The organism is Marinobacterium weihaiense (assembly GCF_019061305.1).
GTDB classification, from domain to species: domain Bacteria; phylum Pseudomonadota; class Gammaproteobacteria; order Pseudomonadales; family Balneatricaceae; genus Marinobacterium; species Marinobacterium weihaiense.
On record NZ_JAHQZT010000003.1, the window covers coordinates 1 to 19,883 of the forward strand.

A 19,883-nucleotide genomic window follows, 5' to 3' on the forward strand; every position below is an offset into this window, starting at 1 on the left:
CCAGAGCCCAAACCAGAGCCCAAACCAGAGCCCAAACCAGAGCCCAAACCAGAGCCCAAACCAGAGCCCAAACCAGAGCCCAAACCAGAGCCCAAGCCAGAGCCCAAACCGGAGCCCAAACCGGAGCCCAAACCGGAGCCCAAGCCAGAGCCCAAACCGGAACCCAAACCGGAGTCGAGCACTCGGGTGGCAGCAGTCGACGGTGTGGATGCCCTGTTGCGCGAGCAGGAGTTGCTGGGCTGGCCGGAACAGGGCTACACCCTTCAGCTGCTGGGGGCTCGCGAGGCTTCCAGCGTGAAGAACTTTATCGGTGCCCAGGCGCAGCCGGCCCGGTTCTACTACTTCCGTACCCGGTTCAAGGGCAAGCCCTGGCATGTGGTGGTGTATGGCCAGTATGCCAGTCGTTCGGCAGCGCTCAGTGCCATCGAAGGGCTGCCGGTAGCGCTGCAGAAGCTACGCCCTTGGCCCCGCTCTATCGCCGGGGTCAAGGCAGATATTCGGAAGAAAAATCAGTAGGTTAGATGGAAATGGCGCTTCAGGCGCCATTTTTTTTGCGGAAATTTTTTTACCAAATTTTGGATAAAATTTGTTCTTTTTGTATTGCACGTGTAAAATTGCTTCCCCTTTTTGCCCGTCCAGTATGCCCCGGGGGAAAAGAAATAATATAACTATTTGATTTTAAACGAGTTTTTAGTGAGGTCGGCTTATGAACAAAGGTCTCTATCGCCTCGGAGAATTCAAGGATAACTGTGGCTTTGGTCTAATGGCCCACATGCAGGGTCAGGCCAGTCACGACTTGTTGGACAAGGCGATCGAAGCTCTGGCTTGCATGACTCACCGCGGGGGGATAGCTGCGGACGGCAAAACAGGGGATGGTTGTGGTCTGTTGATGCAGAAGCCGGACAGCTTTTTGCGCGCAGTCATGAAAGAGGAGCAGGGCGTTGAGCTCGGCGAGCAATATGCCGTCGGCATGGTCTTTCTTTCACAGGAGGCCGAACAGGCCGAACAGGCGCGCATCGAATTGAACAGCGCGCTGGAGGCACAAGGCCTGGGGGTTGCAGGCTGGCGAGAAGTTCCAACTGATCAAAGCTGTTTGGGACCGATCGCAAAAGATACCTTACCTCGTATCGAGCAGGTATTTATCAACCCAAACGGCAAGAATGATCGTCAATTTGCCGTTAGCCTCTTTACCGCCCGCCGCCTCACCGAAAACGCCCTCTCACAAGATCCCGATTTTTACATCTGCAGCCTTTCCGATAAGGTCCTCTCCTACAAGGGCCTGATGATGCCGGTCGATCTTCCGGTGTTCTACCAGGATCTCAACGATCCGCGTCTCGAAACCGCCATCTGTACTTACCATCAACGCTTCTCCACCAATACCGCACCGCGCTGGCCGCTGGCCCAGCCGTTCCGCTTCCTGGCACACAATGGCGAAATCAACACCGTCGATGGCAACCGCAACTGGGCGCGCGCGCGGCGCACCAAGTTCGTCACCGAACTGCTGCCGAACCTGGATGAGCTGCAGCCGATCGTTAACACCACCGGTTCCGACTCGTCCAGCATGGACAACATGCTGGAGTTCCTGCTGGTAGGGGGCATGGACATCTACAAGGCCGTGCGCATGATCGTGCCGCCGGCCTGGCAGAACGTGGAGACCATGGACTCCGATCTGCGTGCCTTTTACGACTACCACTCCATGCACATGGAGCCCTGGGACGGCCCGGCCGGCATGGTGATGACCGATGGCCGTTTCGCGGTGTGCATGCTGGACCGTAACGGTCTGCGCCCGTCGCGCTGGGTGATGACCCGGGACGGCTATATCTGCACCGCCTCCGAGATTGGCGTGTTCGACTACAAGCCGGAAGATATCGTGGCCCAGGGGCGCGTGGGACCGGGCCAGATGCTGTCCATCGATACGCAGACCGGTGAAGTACTGCATACCGAAGACGTGGACAATAAGCTCAAGTCCGGTCAGCCTTACAAGCAGTGGCTGAAGGACAAGGCGATCCGCCTTGAACAGACCATGAGCTTCGAGAAGGAGTCACAGTCGTTCCGCGAGATGTCGCCGGACGAAACCAAGCAGTACATGAAAATGTTTCAGGTCAGCTTCGAGGAGCGCGACCAGGTGCTGCGTCCGCTGGGTGAATCCGGCATGGAGGCGGTCGGCTCCATGGGCGATGACAAGCCGATGGCGGTGCTGTCGATCAAAATCCGCTCGCCCTATGACTATTTCCGTCAGCAGTTTGCCCAGGTCACCAACCCGCCGATCGATCCGCTGCGTGAAGCGATCGTCATGTCGCTGGAAACCTGCATCGGTGCCGAGCAGAACGTGTTTGAGGAAACCCCGGAGCACGCGCGCCGCATCATCCTGAGCACACCGGTGCTGTCGGCCAACAAGTTCCGTTATCTGTGTGACTGCCCGCATGAAGGTTTCGAGTCACAGAAGCTGGACCTGCAGTATGACCCGGAAACGGGCCTGGAACAGGCGATTCGCAATCTGTGCGCCGACGCCGAAGAGGCCGCGCGCAACGGCAAGGTACTGCTGGTGCTGACCGACGCCTACCTGCAGCGCGGCAAGTTGCCGATCCATGCCTCCATGGCCACCGGCGCCGTGCACCATCACTTGGTCGAGAAAGGCCTGCGCTGTGAAACCAACCTGATCGTGGAAACCGCGACCGCCCGTGACCCGCACCACTTTGCGGTGCTGTTCGGCTTTGGTGCCACGGCGGTGTACCCGTACCTGTCTTATCGCGTGCTGAATGATCTGTGCCGCACCGGCGAACTGGGTGTCGAGCCGCTGCAAGCGCACGAAAACTACCGCAAGGGCATCAACAAGGGGCTGCTGAAGATCCTGTCCAAAATGGGTATCTCCACCATCGCGTCCTATCGCGGTGCGCAGCTGTTCGAGGCCGTTGGCCTGTCCAGTGAACTGGTCGACCTGTGCTTCCGTGGTGTGTGCAGCCGCATCGAAGGTGCCCGTTTCAGCGACTTCCAGCAGGAGCAGGCACAGCTGGCCGAACTGGCCTGGAGCGCGCGCAAGCCGATCCAGCAGGGCGGTCTGCTCAAGTATGTTCACGGCGGCGAGTATCACGCCTACAACCCGGACGTGGTGCAGTCGATCCATGAAGCGGTCAAGACTGGCGATCAGCGTGCCTACAACCGTTATGCCGAACTGGTCAACAACCGTGGCGTGGCCACCCTGCGTGACCTGCTGGGCCTGAAAAAAAGTCTCAAGCCGATCCCGCTGGATCAGGTAGAGCCGGCTGAGAAGATCTTCCCGCGCTTCGACAGTGCCGCCATGTCACTGGGTGCCCTGTCGCCGGAGGCGCACGAAGCGCTGGCTGTGGCGATGAACGAACTGGGTGGCCGCTCCAACTCCGGTGAGGGGGGTGAAGATCCGGCGCGTCACGGCACCATCAAGCGTTCCAAGATCAAGCAGGTAGCTTCCGGCCGCTTCGGTGTCACCCCGGAATACCTGATGAGCGCCGATGTCATGCAGATCAAGGTGGCCCAAGGCGCCAAGCCCGGCGAAGGCGGCCAGCTGCCGGGCGGCAAGGTCAACGCGCTGATCGCGCGTCTGCGGTACTCGGTGCCGGGCGTGACGCTGATTTCACCGCCGCCGCACCATGATATCTACTCCATCGAAGATCTGGCGCAGCTGATCTTCGACCTCAAGCAGATTAACCCCAACGGCCAGGTGTCGGTGAAGCTGGTATCGCGCCCGGGCGTGGGCACTATTGCTTGCGGTGTGGCCAAGGCCTATGCCGATCTGATCACCATCTCCGGCTATGACGGCGGTACCGCGGCATCCCCGCTGACCTCCATTCACTATGCCGGTTCGCCCTGGGAATTGGGTCTGGCCGATGCGCATCAGGCACTGCGTGCCAACCATTTGAGGGGCAAGATCCGTCTGCAGACGGACGGCGGTTTGAAAACCGGTCTGGACGTGGTCAAGGCGGCTATGCTGGGGGCGGAAAGCTTCGGCTTTGGCACCATGCCGATGGTGGCGCTGGGCTGCAAGTATCTGCGCATCTGTCACCTGAACAACTGTGCTACCGGTGTGGCGACCCAGCGTGAAGACCTGCGCAATGACCACTTCCGCGGTACCGTGGAAATGGTGAAAAACTTCTTCCGCTTCGTCGCTGAAGAAGTGCGCCAGTTGATGGCGCAGCTGGGTGTGCGTACTTTCGACGAGCTGGTTGGACGCGTGGACTTGCTTGAAGTGCTGGAAGGCGTGACCGAGAAGCACGGCAGCCTGGATCTGGAACCGATCATCGGTGATGCCGGTGTTCCGGCCGAATATCCGCACACCGTGCAGCAGGACCGCAATGAACCCTATGATGCCGGCAGCCTGAACAGCGACATGCTGGCGCTGGCGCGTGATGCCATCGCCAGCAAGCAGGGCGGTGAATGGACACTGCAGATCACCAACTGCGACCGTTCCGTCGGGGCCCGAACTTCCGGTGAAATTGCCCGTCTGCACAGCAACCAGGGCATGAACGATGCGCCAATCACCTTCCGCTTCCAGGGTCACGCCGGTCAGTCCTTCGGTGTCTGGAACGCCGGTGGTCAGAACCTGCTGCTGGAAGGTGATGCCAACGATTATGTCGGCAAGGGCATGGCCGGCGGCAAGATCGTGGTGCGCCCGTTCAAGGAAGTGACCTTCAAGTCCAATGAAACCGCCATCCTGGGCAATACCTGCCTGTACGGCGCCACCGGCGGCAAGCTGTTCGCGGCGGGCCACGCGGGTGAACGTTTCGGCGTGCGCAATTCCGGTTGTCACGCGGTCATCGAAGGGGCCGGCGATCACTGCTGTGAATACATGACCGGTGGCCTGGTGACCGTACTGGGCGAGACCGGCTATAACTTCGGTGCCGGCATGACCGGGGGTTTTGCCTATGTGCTGGACCTGGATAACCGCTTCGTGGACCGCTATAACCACGAGCTGGTGGATATCCACCGCATCGCGACCGAGCAGATGGAAGCGTACAAGAACCACCTGCGCTCGGTGATTGAAGAGTATACGGCGGAGACCGGAAGCGCCTGGGGTCAGGAGATCCTGGACAACTTCTACGACTTCAGCGGCAAGTTCTGGCTGGTGAAGCCGAAGGCCGCCAGCCTGAATGATCTTCTCAACACTGTGCGTGTACGTCCCGAATAAGCACAGCCAATGACTAACTGCAGCACCTGCCCAGGGGGCAGGTGCCGGACGAGGTGGTACTATGACTGAGCGTCTGAACAACGATTTTCAGTTTATCGAAGTCGGCCGTCAGGGGCCGGAAAAAATCCCGGCGGGCGTGCGCAAGCAGCAGTTTGCCGAGATCTACGAGCCGTTCCAGAACAAGGATGCCTCCAATCAGGCGCACCGCTGCCTGGAGTGCGGCAATCCGTACTGTGAGTGGAAGTGCCCGGTACACAACTTCATCCCCAACTGGCTGAAGCTGGTCACCGAAGGTAACATCATGGAAGCGGTGGAGCTGAGTCATCAGACCAACTCCCTGCCGGAAGTCTGCGGCCGTGTCTGCCCGCAGGACCGCCTGTGTGAAGGGGCCTGTACCCTGAATGACGAATTCGGGGCCGTGACCATCGGCTCGGTGGAAAAGTACATCACCGATACCGCCTTCGCCATGGGCTGGAAGCCGGACATGTCCAAGGTCGAGTGGACCGACCGCAAAGTTGCCATCATCGGTGCCGGCCCGGCGGGTCTGGGCTGTGCCGATATTCTGGTGCGCAACGGCGTCAAGCCGGTGGTGTTTGATCGTAACCCGGAAATCGGCGGCCTGCTGACCTTCGGTATCCCGGAATTCAAGCTCGAAAAGAGCGTGATGAGCCGTCGCCGAGACGTGTTCACCGAAATGGGCGTCGAGTTCCGTCTGAACACTGAAGTGGGCAAGGACGTGACCATGCAGCAGCTGATGGACGAGTACGACGCCGTCTTCCTGGGCATGGGTACCTACACCTACATGAAGGGCGGCTTCCCGGGCGAAGACCTGGACGGCGTTTACGACGCGCTGCCGTTCCTGATCTCCAACGTCAACCACTGCCTGGGCTTCGAGAAAGACCCGGCCGAATACATCAGCGTCAAGGGTCAGAAGGTCGTGGTGTTGGGCGGCGGTGATACGGCCATGGACTGTAACCGAACCTCCATCCGTCAGGGTGCCGAGTCGGTGGTCTGTGCCTACCGTCGTGACGAAGAGAACATGCCGGGCTCCAAGCGCGAAGTGGAAAACGCGCGTGAAGAGGGTGTCCAGTTCCTGTTCAACCGCCAGCCGGTTGAGGTGGTGGGCGAGAACGGCAAGGTCACCGGCGTGAAGGTTGTTGCGACGCGCATGGGTGAGCCGGACGAGAATGGCCGTCGCCGTGCTGAAGTGGTACCGGGCTCCGAAGAGGTGCTGGATGCCGATGCGGTACTGGTGGCCTTCGGTTTCCGCCCGAGCCCGGCGCCCTGGTTCGCCGATTTCGGCATCGACCTGCACGACGACGGTCGCATCAAGACCGACGCCCAGCCGCAGACCATGGGCCGTTTTGCCTTCCAGACCAGCAACGCCAAGGTGTTTGCCGGGGGTGACATGGTGCGCGGTTCCGACCTGGTGGTCACCGCCATCGATGAAGGCCGCAAGGCCGCCGAGGGCATTCTGGACTTCCTCGAAGTCTGATATTCCCGTGCGTGACTGAGACGCCACGATCAAAACCGGATGCCGTCAGGGCATCCGGTTTTTTTATGTCCGCAAATGGTGCGGCACCCGGCTGGTGCGGCACCCGGCTGGCGCGGCGCTGGATTAGCGCGGTTCGCGATTAATCGCTTTGCGCAGGTAAAACTCCAGTCTCAGCGTCATGGCCCAGCGCGGCTCGAAGTCCGAGTCCCGATCAAAGTGGAGCTCGGGAATCAGATCAAGAAACAGCCGCCCCTTGTGGATGTCGCGTCGATACCAGCTTTGCAGGTAATAATCGTTGATGCGCGGGCTCGACAGGCTTTCCCCGACCACGATCAGACCATTGCGCCAGTGGCTGCGGCTGTCCAAGCGTTTGGCCAGTTCAAACCGTTGCGAAAACTCCAGTGTATCCTCGGTTTCCTGCCACTGGAATTGAGTGTAAGAGCGCAGGCGGCGGTTGCCGTCCAACGGTCGATTCAGATCCCAGTGGCTGCGTGCAGAATAGCCGTCACTGTCGAACCAGGACAGGCGGTTGTAGCTGCCCAGTTCCCAGGGGCCATTGTCCTGACGCCAGACTCGCTCGCCGGTGGCGCGCACATACGGGTCGATCGGCGTTCTGAACTTGATGCCGGCCCCCAATCGATAGCTCCATTGCTGATACTTGTCACCGGGCGTCAGCTGATCCAGGCCGATGATAGCGTTGTTGCTGCTGAGTTGCTCATTCAATTGGCTGTTGCTGCCCTGTTCCGCCAGCGTCCCCAAAGATTCCTCGGGATCACTTTCGATCAACAGGCGCAACCGCTCCTGGCTGGTGGGCAGATCAAGCTTGAAGCGGACGCTGACATCATTCGAGAACCCCGCTGATTCTTCCCAGAGTGTTTCCTGGGTGAGGCGCAGGTAGGAGTCGTTTTCAACAGTCAGGCTGTCTTCAGTGCCGATCAGCCCATCCAGGCTGCGGGCGGAGTAGTCGACCCAGCTGCCGACGCTGTCATGTGCACTATCGATGCTGCTGGCGGCCCACTCGGGCAGGTCACTGTCCGGGGTTTGGTCGCGTTGAGCCAACACACTGCCGGGCAGCAGTGTGCAGACGATCGGAATGACAAGTTGTTTCACGTGCATGGTGTGGATTCCCTGTGGCCAGTGACAACATTACCGGCCCTGTTGGCCGGTGCATACAAGCCCCGGTTGAGCCGGCACAGCCGCAACGGCTGCGTGCAAGTGTGGCCCTGTACCTGAGTACAGTAGCCTGACCGCGTTCCCGAGGCTAGTTTGAATACAGAATAACCATCGGGAGAACAGGCAATGAGCACTGCAATTGGTTCGGTGACCGCTATCCGCGGCCTGGTCGTCGCCATTGATGCCGCCGGCAACGAGCGCACGCTGGCGTTGGGCGATGTCATACTGGAGCAGGAATTGGTCCGCACCGGCATGGATGCACAGGTCGAAATCACCCTGAACGGGGTGGATAACGTGGTGACGCTGCAGGGCGGGGACAGCTGGCTGGTGACGGCGGATACCTTCATGCCGGTGGAGCAGTTCCCCAGTGACGAGGCCGTGGCCGGCATCGATGCCATTCAGGCCGCGATTCTGGCCGGGCAGGACCCGACCGAGCTGCTGGAACCGACGGCCGCCGGTGCGCCGGCCGCCGGTGGTGCGCCCCAGGGTAACGAGGGCGCCGACTTTGTTCAGCTGAACAGGACTGCCGGTGAAACAACACCGGAGGCAGGCTATGAAACCATCGGCTTGACCCCAACCGTCGAGCAGCCGCTCTTCGAGCCGGGCGTAGTGCCGGTAGAGGATGCCGCCCCAGAATCTCCACCCGTGCCGGAACCTGAACCTGAGCCCGAACCTCAGCCCGAACCTCAGCCTCAGCCTGAGCCTGAGCCGGAACCCGAGCCCGAACCTGAACCAGAGCCTGAACCAGAGCCTGAACCAGAGCCTGAACCTGAGCCCGAGCCCGAACCTGAGCCTGAGCCTGAACCTGAACCAGAGCCTGAACCTGAGCCTGAGCCTGAACCTGAACCAGAGCCTGAACCAGAGCCTGAACCAGAGCCTGAACCAGAGCCGGAACCCGAGCCCGAGCCCGAACCTGAACCGGAACCGGAACCTGAACCAGAGCCTGAACCTGAACCAGAGCCTGAACCTGAACCTGAACCTGAACCCGAGCCCGAGCCCGAGCCCGAGCCCGAGCCTGTCACCCTGCAGCTGTTTGCCGTAGTGGGTGGCGAATATGTGTTGGCCAGTACCCTGTATGAACCTGGGTATCAGACGGGTGACGCGTCCCCGCCAGCAGACGACCCGTCTACAGGTACCTATGTGGTGTTGGCCGTAGATGAGAACGGAACGGCGTTGCCGCCGTTGGATCAGCCGGGGGGTGTGGTCAGTGTTGCCATCGGCACTGCCAACGACAGTGCGACGGCAACCCTCGACTACACGCCCGCGGGCAACCAGAGTGTTGAAGTGGGGACCGAGTTTACGATCACTGCGGTGGATGATGCCCTGGCCGACAGCGGCGAATCCTTCTCGCTCCTGTTGGGGAACGATTGGTCCAACCCGGTGGGTACGGACACGGTCACGTATATCGACACGCCGGTCGTGACTCGCATCCTGGATGAAACCGCCAATGACGACCCGCAGGCCCCCGGCAGCACCGACGATAACGATGCGGCCTTTACCCTGCAGATTTTCGCGGCGGACAGCGAGGGCACACCCCTGACTGACGGACAGGGCAATTATGTACTGGCCAACAGTATCAACGAAGACGGGCCGACCAGTGCCCATTACGTGGTCCTGGCGGTGGATGATTCCGGCGCGCCATTGAGTGAGCAGCCAGGCGGTGAGGTGCAGGTTGCCTTCATCAATCAGGGCAGCACCAGTGATGGCGACTATACACGCCCGGAATCGCCGGTGGTCGCCATCGGTCAGCGGTTCTCGTCCACGGCGGTTGCGGATGCGGCCGAGGATGGCGGAGAGACCTTCAATGTGGCCCTGGTGCCTGGCAGCTACAGCGAAGATGCCGCCCATTCCGACAGTGATACGGCACTGTATGAAACGGTCAATTACAGCGATACGGTCATTGAAACCACCCTCATCGAGCCGGTTGAGGTCAGCCTGCAGCTGTTTGCCGTGGTACCGGATGCCGAAGGGCTGCCGACCTATGTCAGTGCCAATACCCTGTATGAACCGGGATATGGCGGGGCGGCTGCAGCCGAATACCCCAATACGGGCGAGTATGTGGTCCTGGCCGTGGATGGTAGCGGCACGCCACTTCCGCTGGAGGATCAGCCGGGCGGAACCCTGACGGTTAACGTGGGCGGCGGCGATGCCACCCGGGGAGACAGCGCGAGTGATGGGGTCGACTACATTGCCCCGGCTGCCATTAGTGCCACGGTGGGAACCCCCTTCTTCATTAATGCCGCCGACGATGCTCTGGCCGACAGCGGTGAAACCTTCATTCTGTCACTGGGCACTGACTGGAGCCTGGCGGGCCAGGTAGATGGTGTGGGTTACAGTAATATCGATGTGGTCAGCACGCTGATTGATGAAACCGCCAATGATCAGCCCGGTGAACCCCCGTCTGGAACAGACGATAACGACCCGGCGCTGACACTGACAATTTTTGCATCGGATGCGGATGGCACACCGCTGACGGATGCCGGTGGCAACTACGTGCGGGCCAACGCGATCAGTGAAGTGGGCGAAACCGGTGCCCATTATGTGGTGCTGGCCGTGGATGACAATGGCGATCCGTTGACCGCTCAGCCGGGGGGCGATGTTGGCGTGCAGTTCGTCAACGGCACTGCCAGCGACAACGATTATGATCAGGATACGAGCCGCATCGGCATCGGTGAGGTGTTTGCGGCGACAGCGAACAAGGACAACGAAACCGAAGGCGAGGAAACCTTCAACGTCAGCCTGGTGGCAGGCAGTTACAGCGAGGATGCGGCCAGCATCGCGAGTGATAACACGCCGCTGTACGAAACCGTCAATTACAGCACCGAAGGCGTCACCACCACCATTGAAGATCTGGTCAACCCGCTGGGCGGCGACTCCATCCAGTTGCAGGTGGATGAGGCGATCGCCAATGACAGTGATACCGATGCAACGCTGACGTTCTCGGCCGGCAACCGGGATCTGACCGATTTCAGCTTCAGTAACGATCTGACCGGGTTGACGACAGCAGGCGGCCTGGGCTGGAGCCTGGCAGGGCCAGCGGAGGTTGTCGGATCCATCAACGGGGTGCGGATCGTCACGCTCACCCTGAGTGCCGGCACCATTGCAGCGGGTGCTACGGCGGATGTCGCCGTCAGCGCCACTCTGGAGCCGGATGCCAATGTGCTGCACCCGGGCGCGATACAGGGCACGGATACACTGGATCTTGGCCGTATCGACGTGTTGGCCAGTGACGGCCTCAATACACCGGCCAGCGGCATGGTGGGCATCACGCTGGTAGATGATATTGTCACCATTACCCGCCTGGGTAACGCCAACCTGAGCAACGCAGAAGGGGCCAGTACCTCAGGCATTCTGGATGTGGACACGGGTGTGGACGTGCCGGTCAGCCTGCTGTTTACAGAGGGCGACATGCCAGGCCTGAAGACGGCCGATGGTGAAGCGGTGAGCTATAAGACGCTATCGGGCGGCGGGTTGCAGGCGGTCGATGCAAGCGGTGACTCGGTTTTCCGTCTGATGGCCGACAGCGATGGCAGTGGTTATACCCTGACCCTTGATCAAGTGCTGCAGGCGCCGGTGGTGGAAACCGGTGTGACGGTGGATAAAACGGCTATTCTGCAAGCTGGCAGCCCCATTGACGGTGAAATTGCCGTAACCCAGGGAGATGTTACCGTGTACCTGAGCAGCAATGGCGGTTCCATCGCAACGAACCCTTCTCAAGATGGCTACGGTGTTGGTAATAACTTGGTGGACAAGGCGGCAGAAACCATTACTTACCGGCTGGGTACAGGTGAAACATTCGATAACGTTAGTTTTACGTTGGGTAACTTTTCCACAACCGGTCAGGGAGATACTTTCTATTATCAACGTTACAACGATGGTGTGGCGTTGGATACAGAGCCCCAGGCTATCAATGCGGTGCTGGATAACGAGAGCGGCGAGTATAGTGTGAGCATTCCGGGTGAAGGGTATGATCGGCTTGAAATCTCCGGCTCAAGCTACAAGGTGATCTCGGTGAGTGCCGATGTTATCAGTGCCAGTACCACGGATGTGGTGCTCGACTTCGGTGTCCAGGCCCAGGATGCCGATGGTGATGTTAGCAGTGGCAGTTTCCAGGTGGCGGTGGACACCTCGGGCGATAATCAATTCCCCGACCTGCCGGGTGCTACCCTGGACAACCTGATCGCCACTCCGCCGGATACCTCCGATTTCTGATCTGGCGTATACTGCCTGCCTGACCAAGCCCGGCCGCTCAAGCCGGGCTTTTTGTCGATACAGTCCCATGAATGCCGTACAAGGATGCCGCCATGTCCATAGAGGAACAGCCCTTTCAACGCCTGCATGATGCGCCTCACATCATCACACGTGACCATGCCCTGACAGTGGACGAGTGCCGGCACATCATCGCGCTGGCACAGCCAAGGATGGAGCAGGCGCGCGTCAGTGCAGACAAGGCCGGTATCATCAGCCAGGGCCGCTCCGGCAGTAACTGCTGGCTGAAGCACAATACCGATGCCGTTGTTGAGGCGGTGTGTCAGCGTATCAGTGGCTGGGCCGGCTTGCCCCTGAGTGCGGCGGAGTCTCTGCAGGTCATTCACTATGACGAGGGTCAGGAATATGCACCCCACTACGATGGCTGGGATGCTACTACCGAACGGGGGCGGCGCTGCCTGCAGAAGGGGCAGCGGGTACTGACGGCGCTGTGCTATCTCAATAGGGTCGAGGCCGGCGGCGGCACGGTTTTCCCGAAGCTTGGGCTGGAGGTCGAGGCGCAGCCGGGGCGGCTGGTGCTGTTTGCCAACGTGATCGACAACAGCCTGCAGCGGCACCCCGACAGCCTGCATGGCGGCCTGCCGGTCCTGAAGGGGGAAAAGTGGGCCTGTAACCTCTGGTTTCGCGTCCCTTGCCCGCTGGACTAGTATTTGCACAGTCGTTATCCTCATGGCGCCATCAGGACATCAGGTTGTGGAGAAAACAGATTGAGCAGGCCGGATAACAACACGCCCAACACTGGGCGCGCAGAAGTGCTGTCACTGGCGCGACACGGGCAGTTGAAGTTTCATGTCGCCAACAACTTCGCCTTCGCGGCGGATTGGCTGTACGTGCCCGTACACTACAAAGAAGCCAGCCGTCTGGGTGCACGTTTTCCGGTTCTGTTCTACCCGTTGCCCAATGGGCAGGCGATGCCTTGCATGTTGCTGAAATCAAAAGACAAGTCGGCATTGAGTGCGCAAATGCACTGGCAGGGCGGCCCCCTGCCGGATGTATTGCGTCTGTACCCCTTTGGCTTCAGTCAGCAGCAGGGCCGTACCCACCTGTCGGTGTATCCCGAAGCGCCGCACTTCGCGGGCAGGGGCGAGAAGGTCATCACCTCCCGTGGCAAGCCGACGCAACGCTTGCGGGGCATCATCAAACAGCTGGCGCCGGTACAGCAGGCCTTTGACCGGACGCGGCCCGTCATGCAGGAGTTGCTGGCATTGAAGGTGTTGCAACCGATCACCTTTACCCTGGCGCGCCGCAACGGCCAGCGTGCACGCATCACGCTGCTGGCGTCCCCGGATGCTTCGGTCATCAAAACGCCCGGTTTGTCCGCGGCGGCCAGAACCTTGTTGTATGTCCACCAGCAGTCATGCCGGCGTCTGTTTCAGAGTGCTGCCCCGGCGGCTGCCGACAGGCAGGAAGCGCCGGTCGACACCTCCGCCAGGCCCGATATCGAAACCCTGATCCAGGCCACCTGTGAGCGCCTGGGGGTGTCCGTGGAGGATGTGCGCAGCCGCAAGCGCAGCGACACCATCAAGCAGGCCCGTGCGGCACTGGCGGCCCGGGCGCGTGACACCGATCAGCTGGAGGCGCTGGCCGAGCAGCTGCAGCGTTCAGTGGAGACCGTGAAAAAGTGGAACTGATTCAAGGGCCATCCCGGTCGGGTGAAACGCCATGATGCAATTGACCCGCGTGACGACACGCTTCGTCGAACAGGAAGACCGTTTTCTGGTCAGCGCCGACTCCCGTGCCGGTGTCGTGAACCTGTGGCTGACCCAGCGACTGTTAAAGCGCTTGTTGCCGCACCTGCTCACGTGGGTCGGGCAGCAGGAAGGGGAGCCGACTTCGGTCTCCCGGGCAGAGAGCCGGCCCGAGGGCACCGTGTCTCCGGCCGCCCCGGCGGAGTCTACCCAGACCCGACAGGCCAACCGCCAGCTGGTCGCCCAGCATCGCAAGCCTGTGGCGGACGTGGGACCGGATCAGGCTGTACTCACGACCCTGGTCCATTCGCTCAAGTTCCAACCACGTGGTGATGTTCTGCAACTGATATTCGAGCTGCCGGACGATGTGGCCGTGCTGCAGTTGAAGGAAGAGCAGGCGCGTATTTGGCTGGGCGTGCTGCATAAGCATTGGCAACAGGCACAATGGCCCGATATCTGGCCGGACTGGATCAAGCAGGCGCATCGGATACGGCCCAAGTCTCCCGTATCCCTGGTGCACTGAGAGTGTCACGATCATGACCGAAAAAGAACAGCGCCTTGTACTGGGCCTACTGGCTCAATGTTCACTGTTTCAGGAGCTGAGTGAAGAGCGCCTGCAACGCATTCTGCCGTTACTCAAATTCAGACAGGTTCAGCGCGAAGAAACGGTGCTGGGCATGGGAGATCCGTCCGATGCGATGGGATTTCTGCTCAAGGGCCAGCTCAAGGCTGTTGCCTATTCCAGCAGCGGCAAGGAGATTGGGTTTTCTCTGATACGTGCCGTCAGTCATTTTGGCGAGTTGTCCCTGATTGATGGCCAGCCTCGCTCGGCAGCTGTACTGGCCGTGGAGCCTTCACTGGTTGCCTTTTTGCCCCGCAAACCGGCGCTGGAGTTGATGATCAACGAGCCCAGCGTGTCGGCACGGATGATGGTCGCCTTGACGCAGCTGGTGCGCCGCTGTAACCAGCAGATCATGTTGCTGGGCTATCAGCAGGCCCACAGCCGTGTCTGTGCGCTGTTACTGCGCTCGCGCCACGAGGAAACGCCGGACGGCCTCAAGGTGCTGGACTTTCCATCACAGCGCGAAGTGGCCAGCCTGACCAATACCAGTCGGGAGACCGTTTCCCGTGTGCTTGGACAACTGCAGGAGTCCGGTGTCATCAGCAAGAAAGGGCGCAGTGTCTGGATTCTGGACCTGCCCAAACTGGAAAAACGCGTACTGGAAGGTCGGGACTGACCGGATGCTTTCGTTCGCTGATACCGTTTACCAACACGCCTTATACCCGCTCGGAACTGCCTGACATGCAATCATCCAACATTGCCTATCTGCCACGCCTGGATCATCTACGCGGGGCTGCGGCCCTGCTGGTCTTTGTGTACCACCTGTACCATCACTTCTATCACCAGTGGCAATCCAACCCGGAGGCCTGGTACCTGGGCTTGATGGTGGAGGGGCATACCGGCGTGGGCCTTTTTTTCGTGCTGTCGGGCTTCATCTTCATGTTAATTCGGCTGCAGGCCGGCGAAATCCGTTACGTTGATTTCATGCGCAACCGTTTTCTGCGCATCTTCCCGCTGTTTCTGTTCGTGTTTTTTGTGGCCATCTCCATCAGCCGCAACGACTTTCGTGCTGCGGATGTGCTGTACCTGTTCTTTTCCAATCTGGGCCAGGCGCCAACCTCGAACAGTTTCATTACCGGGGCGGCCTGGACCATCTCGGTCGAGTTCACCTTTTATGCGATCTTCCCGTTCATTGCGCTGGCGGCCGTCAACAAGGGGCTATCGTACCTGCCACGGCTGATCCTGATCATCCTGTTGTTCAAGCTGGGGGCCTACTTCATCAGCGCCAGTCCCAAGCACATGTACTATTCAACGCTACTGGGTCGCCTGGATCAGTTCCTGATCGGCATGCTGGCGGCCATGGCTTACCAGTACTGCCGTCAGCGTGACTGGCTGACCGGTGTGCTCTGGCCGCTGCTGGCGGCGCTGCTGGTCTGGGCCGGTGTTGGCCTGATGGCCGCTCACTTCAGTTACCAATCCACGCAACAGCAGGATCCCTGGTGGATTGTCTGGCCCACACTGGAAGCCCTGCTGTGGGCGTTCATGGTACTGACCTACCTGTGTACACGTGCCGCCTTGCCACGGGTACTGGCCCGCTGTTTCGAGTTGATGGGGCAGGTAAGCTACTCCTGGTATTTGATGCATGCATTGATACTATGGCTATGGGGTCAGCTGATAGGGCCACTGGACATCGGCGGCGGTTTCATGATGAACCTGCTGCTCAATCTGATCGTGGTCGGTACCTTGAGTCTGGCCTTTGCCAAACTGTCGTATCACACGCTGGAAGAGCCCTTCCTAGCGTTGAGGAAACGCTACGTCAACTAGCCAACGCGGCCTGATGGCCGCCTGTATCCAGGGATTGGATCGCCATGAAACACATCATCATTTGCTCGGATGGCACCTGGCAGTCGCCCGAGTCCGAGACCGCCACGCATGTCCTGCGCATTGCCCGTGGCCTGGCTGCGCAGGACGCGGCCGGTCACCAGCAGGTCGTGTTCTATGACTGGGGGCTGGGCGCGGATGGCCATGCGCTCAGTGCCGGCCTGACCGGTCAGGGCATCGACAAGAATATCCTCGATTGCTACCGCTTCATTGTCCACAACTACGATATCGGTGATCGTCTATACCTGTTCGGCTTCAGCCGCGGGGCCTATACGGTGCGCTCGCTGGCCGGACTTATCCACAATAGCGGTATTCTGCGGCGCGAACATGCCCAGCAGATCGAAGCCGCCTACTGTCTGTATCGGCGTCGCAGCCGTCGCTCGGCGCCTCATCATGAGCCGGCGCGGGCCTTCCGTCGTCAATATGCCGTGGCCGATAGCAGCCGCGTGCACTTTGTCGGCGTGCTCGACACCGTGGGCGCGCTAGGCATTCCGGCGCCGTTTCTGGGCACCCTGGGAACGGATCGCTACCTGTTTCATGACACCCGGCCCAGCGCCATCATCAATCATGCCCGCCATGCGGTGGCCATCGACGAAAACCGTCAGGACTTCGAGCCTGCCCTGTGGCACGCGAGCGACGGCATCGATCTGCAGCAGGTCTGGTTTGCCGGTGTACACAGTGACGTGGGGGGCGGCTACGCCGATCATGCCTTGGGGGATCATGCCGCCCAGTGGCTGGCGCGCGAGGCACAGCGTTGCGGCCTGGCCCTGGCACCGCACTTTCTGCAGCGGTTGGCCCCGAACCACGCCGGTCGTCAGCACAACGAATACAAGGGCTTTTACCGCGTCATGCGGCGGCGCCTGATCCGCGATGTCGAGCCGGTGCTGCATGCCAGCGTCAAGCAGCGTTGGGACGACGAGGGCGTGACATACCGCAGCCCGGCGCTGCAGCGCCTGCTGACACGGCTGGGGCATGACTGGAGCCGCGTACGGCTGGTGGAATGAGTGTTGCCATACAAGGAGGTTGGCATGATCGAACTGCTTCATCACGGCGCCACGAAGGGCGTCACCGGCTCTTGCCACGAGCTACGGCTGGGGGAAGACGGACTCCTGATCGACTGCGGCCTGCTGCAGGGCGCGGATATCCGGGGCTCCGACCCCGAGGGGCACATCGACTTCGACATTGGGCATATTCGTGCCCTGGTGGTGACCCATGTGCACATTGACCATGTCGGGCGCATTCCCTACCTGCTGGCGGCGGGGTTCAAGGGCCCGATCCTCTGTTCGCAGCCCTCGGCGCTGCTGTTGCCGGCCGTGCTGGAGGATGCGCTGAAAATCGGCTTTACCCGCAACCGCCGCCTGATCGAACGGGTCCTGGATCTGATTCGCAGCCGCCTGCAGCCGCTGCCCTACAACCAGTGGCATACGCTGGCGCTGGAGACGCCCGGTCATGCGCTGGACATTCGCCTGCAGCGAGCAGGCCATATCCTGGGGTCAGCCTACGTGGAGTGTCAGGCCCGCACACCGGATACCGACGAGCGTATCCTGTTCAGCGGCGACCTCGGCGCGCCGGATGCGCCACTGCTGCCGCCCCCCGAGCCGCCCGAACGGGCCGACCGGCTGGTGCTGGAAAGCACCTATGGCGATCGCAACCACGAGCACCGCGCCCAGCGGCAACAACGCCTGCAGGCCATCCTGAACCATGCCCTTGAGGACGGCGGCACGCTGCTGATTCCGGCCTTCAGCATTGGCCGCACCCAAGATCTGCTGTACGAACTGGAAGCGATCATTCAGGCCGGACAGCAGGAACTGGAGGTGGTGGTGGACTCGCCGCTGGCGGCCAACTTTACCGCGCTCTATCGACAGCTGCAGCCGTTCTGGGATCGCGAGGCCCGGGCGCGGCTGGCGGCCGGACGGCACCCGCTGGCGTTTGAGCAGCTGACGGTGATCGATAGCCATGCCGACCACCTGCGCACGGTCGATTATCTGGCCCGCTCGCACCGCCCCTGCGTGGTACTGGCCGGCTCCGGCATGTGCGCCGGCGGACGCGTCGTCAACTACCTCAAGGCCCTGCTACACGAGCCACGCAACGACGTGCTCTTTGTCGGTTATCAGGCGGCCGGCACGCCGGGACGGGATATTCTGCAATACGGCCCGCGTAATGGCTGGGTCGAACTGGACGGCAAGCGCTACGACATCCACGCGCAGGTGCACCAGATCGGCGGCTATTCGGCCCATGCCGGTCAGGATGACCTGCTCGAATTCGTGCGGGCCCTTCCCGTCCCGCCGGCCGAGATTCGGCTGGTACATGGCGACAGCCGTGCCAAGCAGGCACTGGCGCAGCGGCTGCGGCTGCAGGGCGCACCACGCGTGCATATCCCTGCATAAGGTTTTAATCATCACGTGTATAACCATTGTTCATCAATTACAGGAGGCCAGGATGGCACAGGTAACGGCAACCCATTGGGGGCTGAACTTCTGGGAAGGTAAACTCGAGACACTGCATGAAGGTCTGGACCGGGTGTATGACCAGTTTTGGGAGGCGGCCGATGATGTCATGTTCGGCACTGTGCGCGGTGCCAGCAATACCTCACTCACCGTGGATATCTGGGGGGGCGGTACGGCCAGCGTCAGCGGCAGCAACTTCTACGCCAGCAATTATGGCGACATAGTGGTCAACCGGGTGGTGACCCAGGGGACGGGGCGCGAGTTCACGGCTGCGGGTGACCTGCGCATGGGCGGCGAGCTGGGGGTATATGGCACGCTCAGTCAGGTGGATTTCAGCTCCGTGGCCGGTAGCATCAGCGCGCGCGGCATCATTAACTATGGGCGTGACGGCAGCATGCAGCCGATCAACCTGACAGAAACGCTAGGGCTGGCGACGGGCGATTCACTGGTAAGTCAGACCGACGGCAGTGGCGACTATGTGCGTCACCAGGCACAGGTGGACGGGCACCAACTGACAATAGAAGGGCGCTGGGCGTACGAAACTGTCGACAGCTGGCCGGAGCTGCTCGGTGGTGACGATGTCTTGCAGGGCAGCCAGGGCAATGATTACCTGCAGGGCTTTGCCGGCAACGACCGGCTGGAAGGCGGCGATGGTACCAATACGGCGCTATTTCAGGGCAGCCGTGATGAATATCAGATCCAGTCACAGGGGGGGGCGCCGTTGCGGGTCACGGACAGCCAGGCCGGTCGTGACGGTCAGGATACCCTGGTGCATATTCAGCGACTGGCCTTTGATGACGGCATCCTGGCCTGGGACAGCGGCAGCGACGGCGTCGCCGGGCAGGCCTATCGTCTGTATCAGGCCGCCTTCGACCGTACACCGGATGAGGCGGGTTTGGGCTATTGGGTTCGGCAGATGGACCATGGCATGAATCTGCAGGAGGCCGCAGCGCGCTTCATCGATTCGATCGAGTTCAAGGAACTGTACGGCTTTGCGCCGAGCAACGACGACTTCTTGCACCGGCTCTACACCAATATTCTGGACCGTGAACCCGATGCGGCCGGTTACGATTGGTGGTTGGAGCAGCTGAATACCAACCCCGAAAAAACCTGGGACCGGGTGCTGGCCGATTTTTCCGAGTCGCCGGAGAACCTGGACAACATGCTGGAAATCACTGGCGGCATCATCAGTTTTGATCTGTTCTGA

At 60.7% G+C, this 19,883-nt stretch carries 13 protein-coding genes; 12 read left to right on the forward strand and 1 reads right to left on the reverse strand.

Translation table 11 applies throughout. The features are described from left to right. The 3 genes from KTN04_RS02860 to KTN04_RS02870 all read left to right on the forward strand — a co-directional run. Positions 1-516 (forward strand): SPOR domain-containing protein (locus tag KTN04_RS02860; protein WP_217333706.1); only part of this gene is annotated, 516 nt, incomplete at its 5' end. A gap of 190 nt (positions 517-706) precedes the next feature. Then, positions 707-5,161 carry a glutamate synthase large subunit gene (gene gltB, locus KTN04_RS02865; RefSeq protein ID WP_217333707.1) on the forward strand — a complete coding sequence of 1,485 codons (4,455 nt, stop codon included), beginning with the start codon at positions 707-709 and terminating at the stop codon, positions 5,159-5,161. Positions 5,162-5,222: 61 nt separating this feature from the next. Continuing rightward, positions 5,223-6,656, forward strand: coding sequence for an FAD-dependent oxidoreductase (locus KTN04_RS02870; RefSeq protein ID WP_217333708.1), 1,434 nt, complete (start codon positions 5,223-5,225; stop codon positions 6,654-6,656). 123 nt (positions 6,657-6,779) lie between these two features. Here the strand turns inward: KTN04_RS02870 and KTN04_RS02875 are convergent, their stop codons facing one another. Beyond that, positions 6,780-7,772: a hypothetical protein gene (locus KTN04_RS02875; protein ID WP_217333709.1), complete on the reverse strand. Its 993-nt coding sequence runs from the start codon at positions 7,770-7,772 to the stop codon at positions 6,780-6,782. Between the two features lie 183 nt (positions 7,773-7,955). On the opposite strand from KTN04_RS02875, the gene KTN04_RS02880 reads away from it, so the two are divergent. The 9 genes from KTN04_RS02880 (at position 7,956) to KTN04_RS02920 (ending at position 19,883) form a co-directional block, all read left to right on the forward strand. Continuing rightward, positions 7,956-12,041: a retention module-containing protein gene (locus tag KTN04_RS02880; RefSeq protein WP_217333710.1), complete on the forward strand. Its 4,086-nt coding sequence runs from the start codon at positions 7,956-7,958 to the stop codon at positions 12,039-12,041. Between the two features lie 92 nt (positions 12,042-12,133). Next, a complete protein-coding gene (locus KTN04_RS02885; RefSeq protein WP_217333711.1) occupies positions 12,134-12,745 on the forward strand; it encodes a 2OG-Fe(II) oxygenase in 612 nt (203 codons plus the stop codon). Between the two features lie 60 nt (positions 12,746-12,805). After that, the gene (locus KTN04_RS02890) at positions 12,806-13,729 is read left to right on the forward strand and encodes a SapC family protein (RefSeq protein ID WP_217333712.1); all 924 of its coding nucleotides are present in this window, start codon (positions 12,806-12,808) and stop codon (positions 13,727-13,729) included. A 31-nt stretch (positions 13,730-13,760) separates the two neighbouring features. Then, positions 13,761-14,309, forward strand: a complete 549-nt coding sequence (locus KTN04_RS02895) for a hypothetical protein (RefSeq protein WP_217333713.1) — start codon at positions 13,761-13,763, stop codon at positions 14,307-14,309. A 13-nt stretch (positions 14,310-14,322) separates the two neighbouring features. After that, on the forward strand, positions 14,323-15,024 hold the full coding sequence (locus tag KTN04_RS02900; protein WP_217333714.1) for a Crp/Fnr family transcriptional regulator: 702 nt from the start codon (positions 14,323-14,325) through the stop codon (positions 15,022-15,024). A gap of 65 nt (positions 15,025-15,089) precedes the next feature. Then, complete coding sequence (locus KTN04_RS02905) at positions 15,090-16,172, forward strand: acyltransferase family protein (protein ID WP_217333715.1); 1,083 nt, start codon at positions 15,090-15,092, stop codon at positions 16,170-16,172. 44 nt (positions 16,173-16,216) lie between these two features. Further along, positions 16,217-17,233, forward strand: a complete 1,017-nt coding sequence (locus KTN04_RS02910; protein WP_217333716.1) for a DUF2235 domain-containing protein — start codon at positions 16,217-16,219, stop codon at positions 17,231-17,233. 24 nt (positions 17,234-17,257) lie between these two features. Next, on the forward strand, positions 17,258-18,616 hold the full coding sequence (locus KTN04_RS02915; protein ID WP_217333717.1) for an MBL fold metallo-hydrolase RNA specificity domain-containing protein: 1,359 nt from the start codon (positions 17,258-17,260) through the stop codon (positions 18,614-18,616). Between the two features lie 52 nt (positions 18,617-18,668). After that, positions 18,669-19,883 carry a DUF4214 domain-containing protein gene (locus tag KTN04_RS02920; protein WP_217333718.1) on the forward strand — a complete coding sequence of 405 codons (1,215 nt, stop codon included), beginning with the start codon at positions 18,669-18,671 and terminating at the stop codon, positions 19,881-19,883.

Coding starts and splice junctions, on each gene's coding strand:
- gltB (WP_217333707.1), top strand. CDS start 707: ATGAACAAAGGTCTCTATCGCCTCGGAGAATTCAAGGATAACTGTGGC.
- KTN04_RS02870 (WP_217333708.1), top strand. CDS start 5,223: ATGACTGAGCGTCTGAACAACGATTTTCAGTTTATCGAAGTCGGCCGT.
- KTN04_RS02875 (WP_217333709.1), bottom strand. CDS start 7,772: ATGCACGTGAAACAACTTGTCATTCCGATCGTCTGCACACTGCTGCCC.
- KTN04_RS02880 (WP_217333710.1), top strand. CDS start 7,956: ATGAGCACTGCAATTGGTTCGGTGACCGCTATCCGCGGCCTGGTCGTC.
- KTN04_RS02885 (WP_217333711.1), top strand. CDS start 12,134: ATGTCCATAGAGGAACAGCCCTTTCAACGCCTGCATGATGCGCCTCAC.
- KTN04_RS02895 (WP_217333713.1), top strand. CDS start 13,761: ATGATGCAATTGACCCGCGTGACGACACGCTTCGTCGAACAGGAAGAC.
- KTN04_RS02900 (WP_217333714.1), top strand. CDS start 14,323: ATGACCGAAAAAGAACAGCGCCTTGTACTGGGCCTACTGGCTCAATGT.
- KTN04_RS02905 (WP_217333715.1), top strand. CDS start 15,090: ATGCAATCATCCAACATTGCCTATCTGCCACGCCTGGATCATCTACGC.
- KTN04_RS02910 (WP_217333716.1), top strand. CDS start 16,217: ATGAAACACATCATCATTTGCTCGGATGGCACCTGGCAGTCGCCCGAG.
- KTN04_RS02915 (WP_217333717.1), top strand. CDS start 17,258: ATGATCGAACTGCTTCATCACGGCGCCACGAAGGGCGTCACCGGCTCT.
- KTN04_RS02920 (WP_217333718.1), top strand. CDS start 18,669: ATGGCACAGGTAACGGCAACCCATTGGGGGCTGAACTTCTGGGAAGGT.